Source organism: Nocardiopsis ganjiahuensis DSM 45031 (assembly GCF_000341085.1).
GTDB classification, from domain to species: domain Bacteria; phylum Actinomycetota; class Actinomycetes; order Streptosporangiales; family Streptosporangiaceae; genus Nocardiopsis; species Nocardiopsis ganjiahuensis.
Genome location: NZ_ANBA01000017.1, coordinates 115,507 through 136,752, shown reverse-complemented (window position 1 = coordinate 136,752; position 21,246 = coordinate 115,507). Strand labels below are relative to the sequence as shown.

The following is a 21,246-nucleotide window of genomic DNA, read 5'->3' as shown; positions in this document are numbered from 1 at the left end:
CGATCGCTCGGTCAGTCCTGGCCGTACACCATGCGCACCAGGTCGTCGACGTCCATGTCGTCGACCCCCCGGTCCGCTTCGGGCTCCGTCCCGACCCGGTCGGCGGCGGGTTCGGCGGCGGCCGCCCCGAAGGAAGCACCGGGCTCGCCGCCCGGGTCCAGGGCCAGCAGGGCCTCCAGCAGCCCGGCGGCGCGCAGCCCGGCCACGGGGACGCGGGCCAGTGCCGCGCGTACCCGCTCCTCCTCGGCTTCGGGGTCGCTCTCGCGGGCACGGCCCGGGTCGAGCTCCTCGGCCAGGTGGTCGGCGAGGACCCTCGGCGCCGGGTGGTCGAAGACCTTGGCGGCCGACACCTCCAACCCGGTCAGCGCGCTCAGGCGCACTCCGAGGCGCACCGCTCCGAGGGAGTCCAGGCCCATGTCCAGGAACCCCTGGTCGGCGGGGACGTCCCGGGGCGAGGGGTGGCCGAGCAGTGCGGCGGTCTCGCGCCGCACCGCTTCCAGCAGCGTCTCGGCGCGCTCCCGGGCGTCCGTCCCGGCCAGGTCGGCACGGGCCGGCGCGTGACCCGTGGGGCTCGTGAGCCCGGCGGCGGTTCCGGTCCCGGAGCCGTTCACGGCCTCGGCCGTCCGGGCCCCGTCCGGGGCGCCCGTTCCGGTCTCGATCACGATCCGCCCAGCCGCCGGCGGGTTCATCCAGAACCGCCTGCGCTGGAAGGGGTAGGTGGGCAGGGGCACGGTCCCGGCGGTCTCGGGGAACAGCGCGGCCCAGTCCACGTCGGCACCGCGCGTGTCCAGGGCGGCCAGGCCCTCGGCGAGCTGGCGGGTCTCGGGGCGCTTCCCGCCGACCAGGGCGGTGACCTCCGCGTCCCGGTCACCGCTCAGGCAGGCCTGCACCATGGAGCTGAGCACGCCGTCCGGGCCCACCTCCACGAACTCGCTCACGCCCTGGGCGCGCAGGTGGGCGACGCCGTCGGCGAAGCGGACCGCCCCGCGCACGTGCCGCACCCAGTAGTCGCCGGTCAGGATCTCGTCCCCGGCCCGGCCGCCGGTCAGGTTGGACACCAGCGGGACACGCGGCCGGCGGTAGCGCACGTCGGCGGCGACCCGGGCGAAGGGTTCGAGGACGGGGTCCATCAGCGCGGAGTGGAAGGCGCGGGTGACCGCGAGGCGGCGGACGCGGCGCCCCTTGGCGATGAACTCCTCCACGACGGCCAGGACGGCGGCCTCCTCACCGGACAGCACCACGCCCTCGGGTGAGTTGACGGCGGCCACCGACACCACACCCCCGGCCCGCTCCAGGGCGGTGCGCGCCTCGTGCTCGTCCGCCTGGACCGCGACCATCACCCCGCCCTCGGGCAGGTCCTGCATGATCCGGCCGCGGGCGGCGACCAGCGCCACGGCGTCCTCCAGGGAGAACACCCCGGCCGCGTACGCGGCGGCCAGTTCGCCGATGGAGTGGCCGACCACGTAGTCGGGGGTCAGCCCCAGGGACTCCAGCAGTCGGGTCAGGGCCACCTCGAAGGCGAACACGCCCGCCTGGGTGTACAGGGTCTCGTCGAGCAGGGCGGCCTCGGCGCTGCCCTGCTCCGCCCACATCACCGAACGCAGCGGGGTGTCCAGGTGGCGGTCGAAGCCGTCGGCGGCCTCGTCGAGGGCCTTGGCGAAGACGGGGTGGTGCCGGTACAGGTCACGGCCCATGCCCAGGCGCTGGGAGCCCTGCCCGGAGTAGACGAAGGCGGTCACCCCGCCGCCACCGGACCGGCCGCGCACCACGCGCGGGTCGGGGGCACCGGAGGCCAGCGCCTCCAGGCCGCTGACCAGTCCCTCGGCGTCCTCGGCGAGGACGACCGCGCGGTGTTCCATCCGGGCCCGGGAGAGGGCCAGGGAGCGCGCGGTGGCCACGAGTGACCCGTGGCCCGTGCCGAGGTGCCCGGCACCGCTGCTCCCCGGGCCGACCCGGCCCTGGTTCCCGTGAGCCGGCGCGCGCGTGTGCTCGTGCAGGCGCACGGCCTGGTCCCGCAGGGCCTCCTCGGTCCGTGCGGACACCACGAACGCCAGGCTCCCGGGGGCCTCGGCCTCCGGCGACGCCGCGCCTGGGACGGGTCCCGCGGTGGTCTCCGGTGCCGCCTCCACGATCACGTGCGCGTTGGTGCCACTGATCCCGAAGGAGGACACCCCGATCCGGGAGGGCCGGCCTGCGGCCGGCAGCTCGTGCGGCCGGGAGGCCACCCGCAGCAGGCTCTCGTCCCAGTCCACGTGCGGGGTGGGCCGGTCCGCGTGCAGGGTCGCGGGGAGCGTGCCGTGGCGCAGCGCGTACACGGCCTTGAGCACCCCGCTCACCCCGGACGCCGCCTGGGTGTGGCCCACGTTGGACTTGAGCGAGCCCACCAGCAGCGGGTGCTCGCGCTCGCCCCGGTAGGCCTCCATGAGGGACTGCGCCTCGATGGGGTCGCCCAGCGTGGTGCCGGTGCCGTGCGCCTCGACCGCGTCGACCCCTTCGGGGCCGATCCCGGCGTCCCTGAGCGCGGCACGGACCACCCGGACCTGGGAGGGGCCGTTGGGAGCGGTCAGGCCGTTGGACGCACCGTCCTGGTTGACCGCGCTGCCGCGCAGCAGGGCCAGGACCGGGCGGCCGTGGCGGCGGGCGTCGGAGAGGCGCTCCAGCAGCAGGACCCCGGCGCCCTCGGCGAAGCCGGTGCCGTCGGCGTCGGCCCCGAAGGCCTTGCAGCGGCCGTCGGCGGCCAGGCCCTGCTTACGGGTGAACTCGGCGAGCAGACCGGGGCTGCACATGACCGAGGCTCCGCCGGTGACGGCCAGGGAGCACTCCCCCGCCCGCAGCGCGCGGACGGCCAGGTGCAGGGCGACCAGCGAGGACGAGCAGGCGGTGTCCACGGTCATGGAGGGGCCCTGGAGCCCCAGCGTGTAGGAGACCCGGCCCGAGGCGACGCTGAGGGAGGTCCCGGTGAGCAGGTGGCCCTCCTCGGGGCCCTCGGACAGGCGCGGACCGTACTCGGTGGCCGAGACGCCCATGTACACACCGGTGTCGCTCCCGGCCAGGGACGAGGGGTCGATCCCCGCGCGTTCGACCGCCTCCCAGACCACCTCCAGCAGCAGCCGCTGCTGGGGGTCCATGGCCACGGCCTCCTTGGGGGAGATCCCGAAGAAGGCGGCGTCGAAGTCGGCCACGCCGTCGAGGAACCCGCCCCGGTCCATGGCGGACAGGGGGTCCTCCCCGCCGAGCACGGCGTCCAGGTCCCAGCCGCGGTCGGCGGGGAAGGGCCCGACGGCGTCGCCGCCCCGGGCGACCAGGTCCCACAGTCCTTCCGGGGAGTCGATCCCACCGGGCAGGCGGCAGCCCGCCCCCACGATCGCGATCGGCTCGGCGGCGGCCTGGTCGAGTTCGGTGTTGCGCGCCTTGAGCTGGGCGTTCTCCTTGAGCGCCGCGCGCAGGGCCTCGACGAGCCTGGTGTTCTTCTCGCTATCGGTAGCCATCGGCCGCCTCCTGTTCACCGTCGGGTGCGGGAGCCCCTGTCCCCAGGGCCAGCTCCAACAGGCCGTCCACGTCCATGTCGTCGATGCCGGCCCCGTCCTCTTCCGCCCGGTCCTGCGGGGGATCTTCCTGTGCCGGGACCCGCGTCCGCGGCGCGGCCCCCCGCGGCCCCTCCTGTTCCTGGTCCCCTTCCTCGGGGAACATCGTGGCCGCGACGAGCCGGGCCAGTGCCTGGGGCGTGGGGTGGTCGAACACGGCGGTCGCGGGCAGGCGCAGACCGCAGGCGGTGCCCAGGCGGTTGCGCAGCTCGACCCCGGTGAGGGAGTCCAGGCCCAGTTCCTTGAAGGGCCGGTCCGCGGGTACACCGCCGCCGCCGTCACGGCCCAGGACCACCGCGGTCTGCTCGCGTACCAGTGACAGCAGCAGGCGGTCGCGTTCGGCCGGGGTGAGCCCGGCCAGCCGCTCGGCGAGCGCGGGGCCCCGGTCCGCGTCCCCGGTTCCGGGCGCGGCGGCGTCGCCGGCGCCCCCGGAGGTCCCGGAGGACCCGGCGTCGGCGGACCGGTCGACCCCGGCGGTGAGTTCGCGCAGCACCGGCAGGTCCGGGCCGTTCACCAGGTCCAGCAGGGCGGGGGCGAGCACCGCCCGGTCGAGGTACAGGGCGGCGTCCAACCGGGCCAGGGCGCGGTCGGTGGGCATCGGCAGCAGTCCGCCGCGCCCCAGCACGCCCAGGTCGGCGCTGTCCAGGTGAGCGGTCATCCCGCTGGTCTCCCCCCACAGCCCCCAGGCCAGGGAGGTGGCGGCCAGCCCGCGTTCGCGGCGGTGCTGGGCCAGCGCGTCGCAGAAGACGTTGGCCGCGGCGTAGTTGGCCTGCCCCGGGTTGCCCAGGGTGCCGGTCACCGACGAGAACATCACGAACGAGGCCAGGCCGAGGCCGGCGGTGAGCTCGTGCAGGTTCCAGGCCGCGTCCACCTTGGGGCGCAGGACGGTGTCGAGCCGTTCCTTGTCCAGGGACAGGACGGTGGCGTCGTCGAGCACGCCCGCCGTGTGGACCACGGCCCGCAGGGGACGCTCGTCCGGGACCCGGTCGAGCAGTCGTGCGAGGGCGTCGCGGTCCCCGGTGTCGCAGGAGGAGACCGTGACCCGGGCGCCCAGCGCCTCCAGTTCGGCGGTGCGGGCGTCCTGGCCCTCGGCGGCGGCGCCCCTGCGGCTGACCAGCAGCAGGTCGCGCACCCCGTACCCGGTGACCAGGTGGCGGGCGACCCGGTGGCCCAGGGCTCCGGTGCCGCCGGTGATCAGGACCGTGCCGCCGGGAGGGAAGGGCGCCGGGACCGTCAGGACGATCTTGCCGATGTTCTCACCGCGCTGCAGCACCCGGAAGGCCTCCTGGGCCTCGCGCAGTTCGTACACGGTGACCGGCAGCGGCTTCAGGGCGCCGGACTCGAACAGCTCCATCAGCCGGGTGAGCATCTCCCCGATCCGCACCGGGTCCACGTCGGGCAGGTTGAAGGCAGTGTAGGCGCGCCCCGGGTGGGTGGCGGCGACCTCCTCCTCGTCGCGGATGTCGGTCTTGCCCATCTCGACGAACCTTCCGCCCACGCCCGCCCCGTCGGAGGGGGAGCGCAGCAGGCGCAGGGAGGCGTCGACGAACTCGCCGGTGAGCGAGTTCAGGACCACGTCCAGACCCCGGCCCTGGTTCGCGGCGCGCAGGGAGGTCTCGAAGTCGAGGGTGCGTGAGGAGGCCATCCGCTCCCGGGGCACCCCGAGCTCGGCCAGCGCGGGCCACTTGGCGGGGCTGGCGGTACCGAACACCCGGGCGCCCATGTGCTGGGCGAGCTGGGCGGCGGCCATCCCCACCCCGCCGGCGGCGGAGTGCAGCAGGACGCTCTCCCCCGGGCGCACGGCGGCCAGGTCGACCAGGGCGTAGTAGGCGGTGAGGTAGACGATCGGGATCGCCGCCGCCTGCTCCAGGGTCCAGTCCTCGGGGACGCGGACGAGCTTGCGGCGGTCGGCGACCGCCATCGGCCCGAACGCGCCGTCGAACATCCCGGTGACCCGGTCGCCGGGGGCGAGGTCGTGCACGTCGGAACCGGTCTCCAGGACGATCCCGGCGCCCTCGATCCCCATGCCGGTCTCGTTCTCGACCAGGCCCAGGCTCACGACCACGTCACGGAAGTTGACCCCGGCGGCGCGGACCGCCACCCGGACCTCGCCGGCGCCGAGCGGGGCCGCGGCCTCGGGCGCGGGGAGCAGGGCCAGGTCCTGGAGCGATCCGGCCTCACGGGTGTCCAGACGCCAGACGGGGGCGGGCGGAAGCGCCGTCTCCCCCGCTTCCGCCGACACCAGGCGCGGCACCAGGACGCGCCCCTCGCGCAGGACCACCTCGGGTTCGCCCAGGGCCACCGCGGCGGGCAGCACCCGGTGGGAGTCCTCGGAGCCGTCGGAGTCCACGAGCACGAACCGGTCCGGGTGCTCGCGCTGGGCGGTGCGCAGCAGACCCCACACCGGGGCGGCGGCCAGGCCGCTGAGCCGGTCGTCGGGGAGCGCCGCCACCGAACGCCAGGTCACCAGGGCCAGCCGGGCGTGGGCGGTGCGTTCGTCCTCGAGCCAGGTCCGCACGGTCTCCAGCATCGACTCCAGGCCCTCACGCACCGCGACGGGGAGGGTCTCGTGGTCGGCGTAGACAGCGCGCGGCGGGAGTTCGGTGTAGACGACGTCGGGGACGGGTGCGGCGGGGTCGAGCCGGTCCGGGGAGGGCAGCCCCGTGGGGATGTCCTCCGCGGCGGGCGAGACCTCGACCTCGTCCCAGCGCAGCCGGTACAGCCCGGGTTCCTCCCCGGGCACGGCGGGCAGCGCCTCGGCTTCCAGGGGCCGCAGCACCAGTTCGTCCACTCCCGCGGCGAAGCGGCCGTCGGTGTCGTGGGCGGTCAACCGGTAGCGGTCCCCGCCTCGCGGGTCCAGCCGCACCCACAGCTCGGTGGCCGGCTCCTCGGTGGCGGCGACCCGGACCCCGCTCCAGGCGAACGGGACCAGGGGGGCGGACCCGGAGTCCCCGTTCCCGAAGAACAGGGCCGGGTGCAGGGCCGCGTCCAGCAGAGCGGGATGGGGGCCCTGGAAGAGCGCGGGGACAGGCCCCTCGGGCAGGGCGACCCTGGCGAAGAGGGTGTCCTCGTGCCTCCAGGCCTGGCGCAGCCCCCGGAAGAGCGGGCCGTAGGTGTAACCCCTCCGGGAGAGCCGGGTGTAGTCGGCATCGGGTTCGAAGGAGAGCGCGGTCGCCCCCTCCGGAGGACGGCCGCCCTCCGTGTCCGTGTCCGCCGGAGCACCGGCGCCTGACGGGGCGCCGGGGGCCGTGGGTTCGAAGAGGCCCCGGGCGTGGCGGATCCAGCCCTCCTGGACGGGGCCCCGTGAGTACACACTCACCTCGCGGCGTCCTCGGGTGTCGGGTTCGGCGACGCTCACCTGGAGCCTGGCGGTGGTGGCACGGGCCAGCACGAGGGGGGCTTCCAGGGTGAGGTCGGCGATGGCGGGGGTGCCGGTGCGGGCTCCGGCGTGCGCGACCAGTTCCACCAGGGCGGTGCCGGGGACCACGGTGCGGCCCAGGATCCGGTGGTCGAGGACCCAGGGGTGCTCTCCGTCACCGACGCGGCCGGTGAACACCGTGCTGCCGTCCGCCAGTTCCAGTCCCTCCTCGCCGAGGAGGCGCGGGGCGCTCACCACGGGGGCGGGTTCGGGGGCGACCGGGGCCGTCCAGTGCCTGCGGCGTTCGAAGGGCAGGTCCGGCAGGATCACCGGGGCGCCCTCGTCGGCCACGCCCTCGAGGACCAGGTGGGCGTTGGTCCCGCTGATCCCGAAGGAGGACACCGCGGCGCGGCGGGGCCGTCCGGTGTCGGGCCAGGCCTCGGCCTCGGTCAGCAGGCGCACCCCGCTGTCCTCCCAGTCCACCTGCGGGGTGGGCCGGTCGGCGTGCAGCGTGCGGGGCAGGCGGCCGTGCCGCAGAGCCTGCACCGTCTTGATCACCCCGGCCACACCGGCGGCGGCCTGGGCGTGCCCGATGTTGGACTTCAGCGAACCCAGGCGCAGCGGCTCGGCGTCGCCGCGGTCCCTGCCGTAGACGGAGATCAGCGCCTTGGCCTCGATGGGGTCGCCCAGGCGGGTCCCGGTGCCGTGGGCCTCCACGGCGTCGACCTCGCCCGGGGTCAGGCCCGAGGCGGCCAGGGCGGCCTCGATCACCCGCTCCTGGGCCCTGGGACTGGGCGCGGTGAGTCCGTTGCTCGCGCCGTCGGAGTTGACCGCGCTTCCCCGGAGCAGGGCCAGTACCGGCCGGCCGGCGCGGCGGGCGCGGGAGGCGCGCTCCAGCAGGAGGATCCCGGCGCCCTCGGCCCAGGCGGTTCCGTCGGCGTCGGCGCCGAAGGCCCGGCAGCGGCCGTCCTCGGACAAGCCGCGCTGGGCGGAGAACTCCAGGAACATGCCGGGTGAGGCCATCACCGTCGCGCCGCCGGCCAGGGCCATGTCGCACTCACCGCGCCGGAGCGCGCCCGCCGCCTGGTGCAGGGCCACCAGCGAGGCCGAGCAGGCGGTGTCGATGGTCAGCGCGGGCCCGTTGAGGCCGAGCACGTAGGCGATGCGGCCCGAGGCGACGCTGAGCGTGGAACCGGTCAGCCGGTACCCGCCGTCGGTACCGGACGCGGGGTCGGCCAGCCGGGGGCCGTAGTCGCTGGGCATGGCCCCGACGAAGACCCCCACGCGTTCGTCGCGCAGGGCGTCGGTGGACAGCCCGGCGCGCTGGACCGCCTCCCAGGAGGTCTCCAGCAGCAGACGCTGCTGGGGGTCCATCGCGTCGGCCTCGCGCGGGGAGATGCCGAAGAAGTCGGCGTCGAAGAGGTCGGCGTCGTAGAGGAAGCCGCCCCTGCGGGTGTAGGTACGCCCCGGCGTGCCCGGTTCGGGGTCGTACAGGGCGTCCAGGTCCCAGAAGCGGTTGTCGGGGAAGTCCCCGGTGGCGTCCACGCCCTCCTCCACCAGCCGCCACAGCTGTTCCGGGGAGGCGGCCCCGCCGGGCAGGCGGCAGGCCATCGCGGTGATGGCGATGGGGTCGTCCTCCGGCGCGGACGCCGGGCGGGGGGCGGGCGCGGCCGGGACCGCGGTCGCGGCCCGGGCGGCCGGTTGCGCGGCGGGCGCCGGGGCGGTGGCGACCGTGTCGCCGCCGAGCTCCGCGGCGAGGAACTCGGCCAGCGCGGCCGGGGTGGGCACCTCGAACAGGACCGTGTCCTCCAGGCGGACCCCGGTCGCCTCCTCCAGCCCGTCACCGAGTTCGAGGGTCATGATGGAGTCGAAGCCGAGGTCGCGGAAGGCGCGCCCGGTGTCCTCCGGGGCCAGCTCCTCCTGGTCCAGGACTCGCGCGGTGTGCTCGCGGACCAGGTCCAGGAGCGAACCGGTGTGCCCGTTCTCCCGCGGCCCGGCGGCCGCGGCGCCCTCCGGTTCGGCGGCACTCTCCGGTTCGGCGGCACCGCCGGTCCCCGTGGCGGACCGCTGCGCCCGGGACGCGGCGACCAGCTCGTCGGGCCAGTAGCGCTGCCGCTGGAACTGGTAGGCGGGCAGGTCGGTCCGACGCGCCCCGGTGCCCTCGAACAGCATCGACCAGTCGATGTCCACGCCCGCCGTGAAGGCCTGGGCGGCCGCGGTGAGCAGCTGCGCCTGGTCGCCGGCGCCCCGGCGCAGGGTCTCCAGGACGTGTCCGGACACCCCGGCCGCGTCCAGTGCCCGGCGCACCCCGAAGGAGAGCACCGGGTGCGGTCCGACCTCCACGAAGGTCCGGCGCCCGCCGCGGATCAGGGCGTCGACCGACGGGGCGAACAGCACCGGGTTGCGCAGCCCCTCGTACCAGTACCGGGCGTCCAGGGCGGGGCCGTCCGCGCCCAGTTCGGTGCCGGTGAGGGTGGAGTGGAAGGGGATCTGCGGCACGCGGTGGCGCACCTCCCCCAAGCTCTCCAGGAGCTGGTCGCGGATGCGCTCCACGTGGGCCGAGTGCGAGGCGTAGTCCACGTCCACCAGGGCGCCGTGCACGCCCCGGTCCACGCAGTGCTCCACGGCGTCGCGCACCGCGCGGGCGCCGCCGGAGACCACCACGGCCTCGGGTCCGTTGACCGCCGCCAGGTACAGGTCGGGGTCGGCGCCCACCAGCTCCTCGGCCTCCGCCACCGACAGCCCCAGGGAGGCCATGCCCCCGCTGCCGGACAGCTCCGTCAGCGCCCGGCTGCGCAGTGCCACGACCCGGGCCGCCTCCTCCAGGGACAGCGCCCCGGAGACCACCGCGGCGGCCAGCTCGCCCTGGGAGTGCCCGACCACGGCCGAGGGGCGCACCCCCAGCGCCGACCACACCCGGGCCAGGGAGACCATGACCGCCCACAGGGTCGGCTGCACGACGTCCACCCTCGCCCGCGCCCCGACCAGGGGCGGAGCCTGGGCGTCCCCGCGCAGCACGGCCCGGACCGACCAGTCCACGTGCGGTTCCAGCGCCCGCTCGCAGGCCCGGAGCCGGGCGGCGAACACCTCCGACAGCACACCCTCGCCGCCGAGCAGTTCACGGGCCATGCCCGCCCACTGGCCGCCCTGGCCGGGGAAGAGCAGGACCGGTCCGAGGCTTCCGGTGTCCGGGGCGGCGTCGGTGCGGTCCTCCAGGCGGACCGACTCCAGTTCGCGGGCGCCGCCGTCACCGGAGGCGAACACCACCGCGCGGTGCTCGAAGACGTCGCGTGTGGTGGCCAGGGACCAGCCCACGTCGCGGGCCAGCACCCTCGGCCGCGAGGACACGTACGCGTGCAGCGCCGAGGCCTGGGCGCGCAGCGCCTCGGCCGAGCGGGCCGAGAGCACCCAGGGCACCGGGTCCAGCGAGCGGGTGGCCGGGGCGGTGGCGGGGGCGTCCGTGCCGCTGCGGTCCGCCGAGGGCCGGGGGCCCAGGACCAGGTGGCAGTTGGTGCCGCCCATCCCGAAGGACGAGACCCCCGCCAGCGGGGCGTGGGCGGGCCAGGGCTCGTTCCGGGTCTGCACGTCGATCCCGAGCCCGGCCAGGTCGATCCCGGGCGGGGCCTCGGTGAAGTTGAGGGTGGGTGCCAGCTGCCCGCGGTCCAGACTGAGCACCGCCTTTACCAGGCCGACGATCCCGGCGGCGCCCTCCAGGTGGCCGACGTTGGTCTTGGCCGAACCCACCCGGAGCGGTTCGCCCCTGCCGTTCCCCCCGCCGCCCCGGCCCCTGGCGAAGGCCGCGCCCAGGGCGGCGGCCTCCACCGGGTCGCCCGCGGGGGTTCCGGTCCCGTGCAGCTCCACGTAGGCGACCTGGTCGACGCTCTTGCCCGCGTCCTCGTAGGCCGCCCGGATCACCGCCTCCTGGCCGCGGGTGGTGGGCCGGGTCAGGAACTCACCGGAGCCGGAGTGGTTGACCGCGCCGCCGTGCAGCACCGCGTGGACGCGGTCGCCGTCGGCCAGGGCGCGGGTGAGCGGCTTGAGCACCACCACGGCCCCGCCCTCACCGCGCACGTAGCCGTTGGCGCGGGCGTCGAAGGTGTGGCAGCGGGCGTCGGGCGAGAGCCCGCCGAACCGGACCACGCTGCGGGTGCTCTCCGGGACCAGGATGAGGTTGACCCCGCCGGCCAGCGCCACGTCGGCGTCACCCCGGCGCAGGCTGTCCATGGCGAGTTTGACGCCGACCAGGGAGGAGGCCTGGCCCGAGTCCACGGTCAGGCTGGGGCCGCGCAGTCCCAGGAAGTGCGAGACGCGGTTGGCGATCATGCCGCGGTTGGTGCCGGTGAGGGTGTGGTGGGTGATCGCCTCGGGGCCGCCCCGGTCCTGGAGCAGGGCGTAGTCGGAGGCGATGGCTCCGGTGAACACGCCCACCTTCGACCCCCGGAGCGAGCTCGGGGCGGTGCGCGCGTTCTCGACCGCCTCCCAGCTGAGCTCGAGCATCAGCCGCTGCTGCGGGTCCATCGCCAGGGCCTCGCGGGGGGAGATCCCGAAGAATCCCGCGTCGAAGCTCTCCGCGTTGTCGAGGAAGCCGCCCCAGTCCGGGCCGCGCGAGGACGCGCCCCCGGGGTCCGGGTGCCCGGGCGCCAGGCGTTCGGGCGGCGGGGTGATGGCCTCGCGCCCCTCGGTCAGCAACCGCCAGAACGCGTCGGGGGTCCTGGCCCCCGGAAGCCGGCAGGAGATCCCGACGACAGCGACGGGTTCCCAGGTGTCCGGGGCAGTGTGCCCCTCCGATCCATCACTCACGATCGCTGCCTTTCACGTTCGACCGCCCTGCTCGGCCCTCGGGCACCGTGTTCCGAACACGGGTTTCGAACGCGGTGCGCGCCCGTGCATCTGCACGAGATACACCTCTGTGACCAGGCAGGAAACGATATTGCGATGCGATACGGGAGTGCTCACCCACCGGGGCGGGCTACGAACGGGGGCACGAGGAAAACTCCCAGCACCGGCTATTGAGGACTAACGGGCACCAACCAGAAGGATCGTAACGCTTGCTCAGAGGCGACCACAACGGCGGGTGCATTTCGGTCGAGTAATTCGGACATTAACTGGAGCACGTCGGCCCGGACTTCAACAAGTTCCAGTGAGGAATCCCCGTCGTTCACGGCCAGGAGGAATCGCCGAGCTCGCCGGCCCGTGCAAGTCTGACAGCAATGGGTGCTGCGGGCCTTGGGAAGTTTTCTGGTTCGCCCCCGCCCGTCGGGGCGTCGGCGTTAGTGTTTTCGATCATGAAGATCGTCGTGCAGATCAAGCTGCTCCCCGACGCCGCCCAGGAGACGGCGCTGTGGGAGACGTTGAAGCTGTGCAACCAAGCAGCCAACCACGCCTGTCGGCGCGCCCACGAGAGCGGGGTGATGGCCAAAGCGCCGTTGCAGCGGCTGGTCTACGGCGAGCTGAAGGCGATGGGCCTGTCCGCCCAGCCCGCGATCCACTGCGTTCGCAAGACCGCCGGGGCCTACGCCACGCTGAAAGCCAACCTCAAGGCCGGGAACCACGGCCGCCAGGGGTCCAAGCGCCGCAGGAGGGTGGAGAGCACGCCGGTGCGGTTCCGCAAGGACGCCGCGCAGCCCTTCGACGACCGGTCACTGTCCTGGCAGCTGGACGCGCGCACCGTCTCTATCTGGACCCTTCAGGGGCGGATGAAGGGTGTGCCGTTCACCGGCTCCCCGGACCAGTTGAAACTGCTGGCCGAGTACAGGCTGGGCGAGTCCGACCTGATCAGGCGCGGCAAGAGCTGGTACCTGTACGCCACGTGCGAGGTCCCCGAGGCCGAGGAGTTCACCCCGGAGGGGTTTCTGGGGGTGGACCTGGGCATCGCCAACATCGCCACCACCTCCGACGGCACGGTCTACTCGGGCAAGCACCTCAACCACGTCCGCCACCGTCACCGTCATTTGCGCCGAAGGTTGCAGCGTAAGGGCACCAAGTCCGCCAAACGGGTGCTGCGCCGGTTGTCGGGCCGCGAAGCCCGCTTCGCCGCCAACACCAACCACCGCATCTCCCAACGCATCGTGACCGAGGCTCAACGCACCTGCCGCGGTATCGCCCTGGAAGATTTGGGCGGCATCCGCGGCAGGGTACGGCTACGCAAGCCCCAGCGGGTCACGCTGCACTCCTGGTCCTTCGGCCAGCTCGGGGCCTACATCGCCTACAAGGCGAAGCGGGCCGGGGTACCGGTGGTCTACGTGGATCCGGCCTACACCTCCCAAGGGTGCAGCGAGTGCGATCACATCGACAAGAAGAACCGGCCGGACCAGGCCACCTTTGTGTGTACGTCGTGCGGCTTCGCTGAGCACGCCGACGTCAACGCAGCCTGCAACATCTCCTCGCGGGGTGTTGCGGGTTGGGCAGTGAGTCACGCTGCCGACGACGCGGCCTGAGGCGTACCTGCCAGGTATGTGTTGGAGCTGCAAGCTCGGCCCTTCAGGACCGAGAAGCTGACCATGCGTGTAACACAAAGGGCCCGGCGCCCCGAGGGGAACCGGGCCCGCTGCGCGGGGAAAGGGATCTCAGTCGCCGTTCCGGGCCTTGACCTCGGCGATGTAACGCTGTGACACCTCGGGGTCGAACAGCCAGTTCTTGTAGTCCGTGGGAAAGTCCCAGCCCTGAATCCACCGGTCGGCGATCTCCCGGTACTGGCCGGCGGCCGTCATGACGTTGGCGAAGTGCTCGGGAAGGTCCTGCTCCCACATGGTGGAGGCCTGCTCGGCCCAGGCCTGGTTGTCCTGGCCGAACTCCCAGAAACGGTCGAAGGCCCTGACCAGGAACTCCTCGTCGAACTCGCCGTCACCGTGCTCGGTGATGCTCTCGAGATAGGCCTGGGCGCACCGTGTGGAGTTGTTCCACGTCTGGCCGACGAAGGGGTCCATGGTCACCACCACGTCCGCCATCCCCAGCACCAGTCCACCCGAGGGCAGCTTGCCGACCGGGTTGCGGACCTGCGGGGTCAGGTCCTCGACCAGGGTGCTGCGACCGTCGATGAGCACGGCGTCCCGCACGCGCTCGAAGAAGTCCGGGGCGTACTTGCGGGTCAGGTCCTTCATCCTGCGGAGCTGCTCCTCCGGGCCCGGCCGGTCCGGCCAGGCGTCCATCGGGCCGCCCTTCTTGTCCACCATCAGCAGGCTGTGGCAGGGGCCGTCCTGGCTGAGGATGGGGATGAAGATGATGTTCCCGGCCTCCTGCGTGACCGCGGACCAGCCGATGTTCTCGGGCTGCCCCGGGTCCGGCCACACGTCGTACATGTAGGCCTGGGCGATCGCGCGCGGCCGGGCCCCGCTGAACCGGCTGGTGTCGTTGTCGAAGAGCTGACCGAGCTCGCCGTGGCCGACCGCGACGATGATCAGGTCGAACATGCGGGAGAAGTAGTCCAGGTCCGTGACGGTCACGCCGTGGATCACGACCTTGCCGCCGCGGTCCTCGAAGAACTCCAGCCAGTCGGCCATCTTGACCCGGCGGTCGACCGAGACGGTGTAGCCGTTGCCGGGGTGCGAGCTGCCCTGGAGGGAGGCCACCACCTGGCTCTGCATGTACATGAAGAGCTTCTGTTCGCGGATCTGCGGGGACAGCGCGCTCCAGAAGTCGAGGTCGAACTCGCGCTCGCACTCCAGTGCCGTGGGCAGGGTGAACTGGGAGATCGAGGGTTTCCCCGTCCTGATCTCCGGTGAGGACTGCCCCGTGATCACCGTGACGTCGTAGCCACGGGTCAGGAGACCGTGGGCCAGGTGCAGGCCCGCGTGGCCCGCTCCGACGATAAGGATCTTGCGCATTGTGTCGCTAACTCTCCTGGGGAATCTACGGGGCCGTGGGGAGACCAGGGTTCCAAGGGCTCCCCACCCGTCAGGCGACGGGCTCGCTCGCTCGGTTGTGCTCCAGCGCGTACCGCAACAGTGTCTTGAGTACGTCGCCGCCGGACATCCTGTGCCTGGCGTCGAAGTCGATGATCGGGACCTCCGGGCTGACCTCCAGGGCCTCGCGGACCTGCTCGGAGGTGTAGTCCAGGCGCCCCTCGAACTTGTTCAGCGCCACGATGTAGGGGATGCGCTTGTTCGTCTCGAAGTAGTCGACGGCGTCGAAGGAGTCCGCGAGCCTTCTGCAGTCGACCACGACGACGGCGCCCACGGCACCCCGGACCAGCTCGTCCCACATGAACCAGAACCGGGCCTGGCCCGGCGTACCGAACATGTACATGACCAGTTCGTCGTCGATGGTGATGCGGCCGAAGTCCATCGCGACGGTGGTCGTCGTCTTGTCGGGTGTGACCGAGGTGTCGTCGTGCCCGACACTGGCCTCGGTCATGATCGCTTCAGTCGTGACCGGCGGAATCTCCGACACCGAGCGCACCAAGGTCGTCTTGCCGGCGCCGAAGCCACCGGCGATGACGATCTTGCTCGACATCTTCTTGCGATTCGACCTGTTGTCACTGGAAAAGTCGTTCGAGACCACGAAGAGCCCTCTCCAGAACCTGGTTTTCGGACGGACTGCTGCCGGTGATGGTCGGGTGGATGTACACCAGGTCCTGCTCGGCCAGGTCACTGACCAGAACCTGGGTGACGCCCAGGGGGATGTTCAGCTCGGCCGACACCTCGGCGAGAGACCGTGTCTCCCGGCACAGTTTGTAGATACTGATCGACTCCGGCATGAGGGTGCCAGGAGGTTCCTGCCCGGGCTCGGACGTCGAGACCAGGGTCTGCACCATCAGCGGATGCCGTGACCGCGTCCGCCCACCCGTGAAGGTGAACGGGCGAACACGGTTACTCCTTCGCCTGCGGAAGCTCATAGCCGCGGCAACCTCATTCCTGCCGAACCGTTACGGGTCACCGTCGTCAGTTCTGGATGACCTCGCGCAGCTGCGAGCGCAGCTGCGGAGTGAGCACGTGGGCGACGTTGTCCACGAGCTTGGCCATCTGGAAACCGACGATCTTCAGCTCCGTACCGGGTGCGGTGAGCACCGCCATGCAGGAACCGTCACTGATGGCCATGATGAAGAGGTGGCCGTGGTTGAAGCGGACGAGCAGCTGCTCGCACTCTCCCCGCTGGAACAGGCTGGCCCCGCCGACGGCCAGGCTGTGCAGACCGCTGGAGATCGCCGCGAGCTGCTCGGCGTGCTCCTCCGGGAAGTCGCTCGAGTGGGTCAGGACCAGGCCGTCGGAGGAGACCACCACGGCGTGCTCGACACCGCGCACGTCCCGGACGAACCGGTCGATGAGCCACGAGAAGTTCTCAACACTGTCGTTCGTGGATTCAGTCATGCTTGTGCTCTACCTGCCTCGGCCGAGTGTCGGGTTCGCTGGGGGTATGGGGTGTGTGGGCCCGCGCCGGGGGCGCGAGCCGCAGCGTTCGGGGTCATTCCTTGTCGCCCTCGAGCTCCTCGCCCTCGAGAGCGGCGCGTTCCCCGTCGAGGAAGTCGCCGATCTCGTCACGGATCTGCTCCGCCCGGGCTTCACCGGTGAGCTTGGGAGGGGTGTCCTCCCGGCCCTTCGGCGAGGACGGCGGGTTCTCCGAGAGCGCTCCGGGGTGCGGCATCATCCTCAGCGGCGAACCGTGCGGGGTGGCGCTGCGCCGGGGCAGACCGGCGGAGGTCACCGCGGAGTTCCCCCCGGTCTGGGGCGGCGGCGAGGCCTTGGGACCGCCGGACCCGTTGGCCCCCTGGCCGTTGGTGCTCTGCTGCGGGATCGGTCCGGTCGTCGTCACTGGAGCGCTCGCGCTGGGAATCGTGGAGGTTCGGGACTGGCCGGGCTGCCGGGGCGTGGCCACGCGCAGGAGCCCCTTGGGGATGATCGTGTAGGCGCTGACCCCGCGGAAGGACCGGGACTCCAGCCGGGTCTCCAGCCCGTGCTTCTGCGCGATCCGGCTGGCCACGTACAGGCCCATGTGCTTGGGCACCTCGTCGTCCAGGACCGGCTCACCGTTCAACCGGTTGTTGAGCTCGGACAGCTGGGCGTCGGGGATGCCCACCCCCTCGTCCTCGACGACGATCATCAGGCGGCCGTCGTCCATCTCCTGGGCGCTGATCACCACCTGTGAGTGCTCGGGCGAGTTCGCGGTGGCGTTGTCCAGCAGCTCGGCCAGGAGGTGGCTGATGTCGTCGGCGGCCAGACCGGTGATGGAGGTCTGCGGGAGCTTGCCCAGGCTGACCCTGGGGTAGTCCTTGATCTCCGAGGTGGCGGCGCGGGCCACGTCGAGCAGGGGCACGATCTCGTCGTGGGCGTCGGACTCGCCGCCGTCGTGCCCGGTCAGCACCAGGAAGTTCTCCCCGTTGCGCCGCATGCGGGTCGCGAAGTTGTCGATCTGGAAGAGCTTGTCGAGCAGGTCGGGGTCCTGGGCGTCGGTCTCCAGCTCCTCGACCATCTCCAGCAGGGCGTCGACCAGGGAGAGGTCGCGCATGGCCAGACCGGCCAGTGCCTCGTTGAGGAGGTCGCCCTCGGAGCCGCGCAGCGCCTCGGAGACGGCCTGGGCCACCTCGGCTCTGGCTGCCTCCCTGGCGGCGGTGCCCTCGGTGGCGCCCCCGGCCGCGTCCGGGGACCCGCTCGTCCCGTTCTCCCGCTGTGCCGCCTGCGGCCGGGCGGTCTCCCGCTGGGCCGTGTCCTGCTCCGACGGCCCCGCCGTCGTCTGCGTGCCCGGCCCGGTCCCGGTCCGGGCCTCCTCCTGCTCCCGGGCCGGCTCGGCGGCGCTCTCCTCCTCCGTCTCGGTCCCGGAACGGGTGAGCGCCTTGTCCTGGCGCACCTCCTGGGAGACGGTCGGTTCGGTGCGCTCCGCGAACAGTGTGGCGGCCGACTCCGCGGTGACCACCTGCGGCTGCTGCCCCGCGGTGAGCACGATGACGTGCTGGACCGGCTGGCCGTACGGGTTGAACTGGCCGTAGGGGGCGATCTGCCCCGGGTAGGCCATCGGCTGCCCCGGGAGGACGTAGCCGGGCGGCTGGTAGGGCAGCGGGTACGCGCTCTGGTAGGGCAGCGGATGCGGATGCGGATGCGGGTGCGCGTAGGGCACCGGGTAGTGCGGCGCGGGCTGCGGCGGGTACTCGGCCTGCGGGTAGGGGTAGGGCGCGGGCGGCCGGCCCTCGTGGGGCGGGCGCTGGTAGCCGTGCGGGGCGGGTTCGTGGTGGCCCTGGTAGTCGGGGCGACGCTGTGCGCCCTGGTAGCCCTGGGGGTCCTGGTACCCCGGTGCGCCCTGGTTCCCCCGGGGGTCCCGGGGGCCCTGGTGGCCCGGCGTTTCCCGGTAGCCCTGGTCCCGGTACCCGGAGTCCTGGTAACCGGCTTCCTGGTACCCGGAGTCCTGATGACCCGGGCCCTGGTAGCCCTGGGGTTCCCGGTAGCCGTTCTGGTCCGGGTGGCCCTGGTGGCCACGGGGGGCGTAGGGGTCGTACCCGGCGGGTTGCTGGTCCTGTCCCCGCTCCGACCCCTGGGGGTGGGCGGGCGCGGGACGCGGCGGCTCGTAGGGGGCCTGCGGCTGCTGTGCGTAACGCTGCGAGTCGTAGGGTGCCTGCGAGGGCGCCCACTGCCGTCCGGGCGCCGCGGACTCGGCCGCGGGCCACCGGGGTTCGGGCAGCGCCTCGGGGCGCTGTGGCGGGCCACCGTGCGCTTCGGACGTGTTCGCCGCGATCCCGGGCGCTTCGGCCCGGTGGGGTTCTTGGGCCGTGTGCTGTCCCGGCGCGGACCGGTGGTCGGCCGCGGGTTCGGGGGCCGCCGGGGCCGGTGGGGACACAGGGGCCTCGGGCCGCTCTGTGTGCTCGGGCGAGAAGGGGGTGTCGGTCATGGTGTCCGTGGTGGCGGGGATGTGCGGGCTGCGCGGTTCGGGCTCGTCGAGGCCGACGCCGCGCCACTGGCCGACCTGGTTGGCGCCGGTGTCGACGTCGTCGACCTCGACGTTCCTGGTCGTGTAGGGGTTCGGGACGCTCACCCGGGAGGTGGGACGGTAACCGTTCTCGGCGGACGCGGAGAAGGGTCCGGTGGGGGGCTCCGTCGCGGCTGTCTCCTCGCCGTCCGACGTTCGGTCGGGGTTCTGCGAGTGCGGATGCACGGGCTGATGCACGGGATGTCCTTGCTCGGTCTCCGGTGACGGGGGTTCCTGGGACTTGACCATCCGGGAGATGGCCCGGCGGAACCGTCCTTCACGCCTGGCTCCACGCCCATCCTCCGTCGACATCATCTTGGCCAGGGAGTGGTCATCGCGCTCGTGCGGTGACTGCGCCTGTGCCACAATCTCGTCTCCTCGAATCAGGTGGGCGGATTGGCGATGGCCCCGCACCACCGCCCTGACCAGGGAGGAAGTCGTTTCTCGGACCCTTTGCGGCCCTTGACACGACCAGACGCCCCGAACGCCGGGGGGACGCCTCGACGGCTTTCGCGGCGGCGGGAACATGTGTCGCGGCACTTGAACGTGATCGGCGAACAGTACCCGATCCGGAGGACAAGTGTCCGTGCTCCACACAATTCCGGTTCTTCCACCGAGAACCGTCGTTCGGTTCGTCAGACTAACAAAGGACGCCCAGCTTGACAGAAGAATCGGAGAAGCGCCGAAAAAGCATCTGACGGCACCCTTGTGACGTGCGGGAACACTGACAAATAGGCAGCTCGACCCATACGCCACATGGTCGTTTTGTGGCGCTTTGTCCGATTATTGCCGGGTGTCACCTCTCTCACGACGACACCCGGCGTTCGGGGGCGGACCCACCTCAGAGGTCGAGGCCGACCTGCCCCGGAGCGGCGTTGACCAGCGCCGCCATGTTCCCCGGAGGCTGCCGGTTGTCACGCAGCATCTGGTGGGCCTCGCCGATCTCGTCGAAGGCCACCGTCTTGGTCACACACGGATCGAGCTGGCCGCCCGCGACCAGGTCGATCACCATGCGGCACTGCGCGGGAGAGGCGAAGTGCGAACCCTGGAGGCGCTTGAGCCGCATCCACAGGAAGCGCAGGTCGACATCGGCCTGGAAGCCCGAGGTGGCGCCGCAGATCACCACCATCCCGGAGTTGTCGCACAGGTAGAGCGAGGTCGGCAGGGTGTCGGCCCCGGTGTGCTCGAAGACGATCCGGGGAGAGCGCCGCTCCCCCAGCTCCTCCCAGAACTTCTTGCCGAAGGCCCGGGCTCCGCGCATCCACGCGGAGAAGGCCTGGGTGTCGCTCTCGTCGGGGACCCGGCCCCAGTGGTCGAACTCGGTGCGCAGGATCGTGCCCACGGCGCCGAGTTCGCGGCACAGCTCCGCCTTCTCCGGAGTGGAGACCACGGCGATCGGCTTGCCGCCCGCCTGGCGGGCCAGCTGGATCGCCGAGGTGCCCAGACCGCCCGCGCCGCCCCAGATCAGCACCGGGTCCCCCGGACGCACGACGTTGGGGTACCAGCCGAAGAGCTGCCGGTAGGAGGTGGCGGCGCTGACCAGGAAGCCGGCCGCGACGTCCCAGGTCAGGTTCTCCGGCTTGCGGTGGCACTGGACGTCCTGGACGAGGGTGAACTGGCCGAAGGAACCGAAGTTGTGCTCGTAGCCCCACACCCGCATGCTCTTGGAGGCGATGGGGTCGCCGCCCATGCGGATGTCGTCCGAGCTCTCGTCCCACTGGCCCGAGGCGATGATGACGTGGTCTCCGACCTCGACCCCGCGCACCCCCTCCCCCACGGCCCAGACCACGCCGGAGCCGTCGGAACCGCCGATGTGGTACTCCTCGGGCTCCCCGGCCTTCTCCCGCGCGGCGATGACGTCCGCCGGGTGGCCCATGGCCGCCCAGATGTTGTTGTAGTTGATGCCCGCGGCCATCGTGTAGACGAGGACGTGGCCCGGCTTGAGCTCCGGCACCGGGACGATCTCGTGCGCGAAGGCGTCGCGGGGCTCTCCGTAGCGCTCCCGCCGGATGGTGAAGGCGTGCATCCGCTCGGGCACGTGGCCCAGTGGCGGCACCTCTCCGAGTTCGTACAGGTCCTTGGTCATGGCACACCAGTCCTTTCGAGGGCCGGGGGCAGGGGGCGAACGGGGGTGAGAGGGCACCTGGGGTTCGGGGGAGGAGTGCTCCAGGGGCGGCCCGGGGCAGGGGCGGGGTTCGGGAACGGCTACGGGCAGGGGTATCCGCGACGACGGCACGAGTGCGCGTGCGAATGCACGGGAGACTACATTCCCCGGGGCCGAACGCGTACAAACGGACCACGGCACGACAAACTCGCGCATGCCCGTAATGCCCAGGATGCGCGTGCAGGGGCGAGGCCCGAAGGCACTCGCCCCTGCAGAACCCCGGTGCCCCTCCCCCGGGCCGGCCCCGCCGA

At 72.6% G+C, this 21,246-nt stretch carries 9 protein-coding genes; 1 reads left to right on the top strand and 8 read right to left on the bottom strand.

Features of this window, described 5'->3' with window-relative positions:
• Nucleotides 1-11 precede the first annotated feature (11 nt).
• A complete protein-coding gene (locus tag D458_RS0123825) occupies nucleotides 12-3,488 on the bottom strand; it encodes a type I polyketide synthase (protein WP_017589240.1) in 3,477 nt (1,158 codons plus the stop codon).
• Nucleotides 3,475-11,742 (bottom strand): type I polyketide synthase, encoded by an 8,268-nt coding sequence (locus tag D458_RS0123820; RefSeq protein ID WP_026119635.1) that lies wholly within the window; start codon nucleotides 11,740-11,742, stop codon nucleotides 3,475-3,477. Before D458_RS0123820 ends, D458_RS0123825 begins: the two co-directional genes overlap by 14 nt.
• 485 nt (nucleotides 11,743-12,227) lie before the next feature.
• Between D458_RS0123820 and D458_RS0123815 the strand changes: the two genes are divergently transcribed.
• Nucleotides 12,228-13,379 carry an RNA-guided endonuclease InsQ/TnpB family protein gene (locus tag D458_RS0123815; protein WP_017589238.1) on the top strand — a complete coding sequence of 384 codons (1,152 nt, stop codon included), beginning with the start codon at nucleotides 12,228-12,230 and terminating at the stop codon, nucleotides 13,377-13,379.
• A 129-nt stretch (nucleotides 13,380-13,508) separates the two neighbouring features.
• Here D458_RS0123815 and D458_RS0123810 read toward each other — a convergent pair whose 3' ends face one another.
• From D458_RS0123810 to ccrA, 6 genes are all read right to left on the bottom strand, one after another.
• Complete coding sequence (locus D458_RS0123810; RefSeq protein WP_017589237.1) at nucleotides 13,509-14,765, bottom strand: styrene monooxygenase/indole monooxygenase family protein; 1,257 nt, start codon at nucleotides 14,763-14,765, stop codon at nucleotides 13,509-13,511.
• A gap of 70 nt (nucleotides 14,766-14,835) precedes the next feature.
• Nucleotides 14,836-15,393 carry a GTP-binding protein gene (locus tag D458_RS0123805; protein ID WP_017589236.1) on the bottom strand — a complete coding sequence of 186 codons (558 nt, stop codon included), beginning with the start codon at nucleotides 15,391-15,393 and terminating at the stop codon, nucleotides 14,836-14,838.
• Between the two features lie 22 nt (nucleotides 15,394-15,415).
• The gene (locus D458_RS0123800) at nucleotides 15,416-15,775 is read right to left on the bottom strand and encodes a DUF742 domain-containing protein (protein ID WP_013151545.1); all 360 of its coding nucleotides are present in this window, start codon (nucleotides 15,773-15,775) and stop codon (nucleotides 15,416-15,418) included.
• Nucleotides 15,776-15,821: 46 nt separating this feature from the next.
• Nucleotides 15,822-16,247, bottom strand: coding sequence for a roadblock/LC7 domain-containing protein (locus D458_RS0123795; protein ID WP_017581967.1), 426 nt, complete (start codon nucleotides 16,245-16,247; stop codon nucleotides 15,822-15,824).
• 94 nt (nucleotides 16,248-16,341) lie between these two features.
• Nucleotides 16,342-19,017: a sensor histidine kinase gene (locus tag D458_RS0123790; protein ID WP_026119634.1), complete on the bottom strand. Its 2,676-nt coding sequence runs from the start codon at nucleotides 19,015-19,017 to the stop codon at nucleotides 16,342-16,344.
• 655 nt (nucleotides 19,018-19,672) lie between these two features.
• Complete coding sequence (gene ccrA, locus D458_RS0123785) at nucleotides 19,673-20,917, bottom strand: crotonyl-CoA carboxylase/reductase (RefSeq protein ID WP_017589235.1); 1,245 nt, start codon at nucleotides 20,915-20,917, stop codon at nucleotides 19,673-19,675.
• Between the last annotated feature and the right edge of the window lie 329 nt (nucleotides 20,918-21,246).

Bases quoted from the DNA above. Each gene is read 5' to 3' on its own strand.
- D458_RS0123825 (WP_017589240.1), bottom strand. From the start codon at position 3,488: ATGGCTACCGATAGCGAGAAGAACACCAGGCTCGTCGAGGCCCTGCGC.
- D458_RS0123815 (WP_017589238.1), top strand. From the start codon at position 12,228: ATGAAGATCGTCGTGCAGATCAAGCTGCTCCCCGACGCCGCCCAGGAG.
- D458_RS0123810 (WP_017589237.1), bottom strand. From the start codon at position 14,765: ATGCGCAAGATCCTTATCGTCGGAGCGGGCCACGCGGGCCTGCACCTG.
- D458_RS0123805 (WP_017589236.1), bottom strand. From the start codon at position 15,393: ATGTCGAGCAAGATCGTCATCGCCGGTGGCTTCGGCGCCGGCAAGACG.
- D458_RS0123800 (WP_013151545.1), bottom strand. From the start codon at position 15,775: ATGAGCTTCCGCAGGCGAAGGAGTAACCGTGTTCGCCCGTTCACCTTC.
- D458_RS0123795 (WP_017581967.1), bottom strand. From the start codon at position 16,247: ATGACTGAATCCACGAACGACAGTGTTGAGAACTTCTCGTGGCTCATC.
- ccrA (WP_017589235.1), bottom strand. From the start codon at position 20,917: ATGACCAAGGACCTGTACGAACTCGGAGAGGTGCCGCCACTGGGCCAC.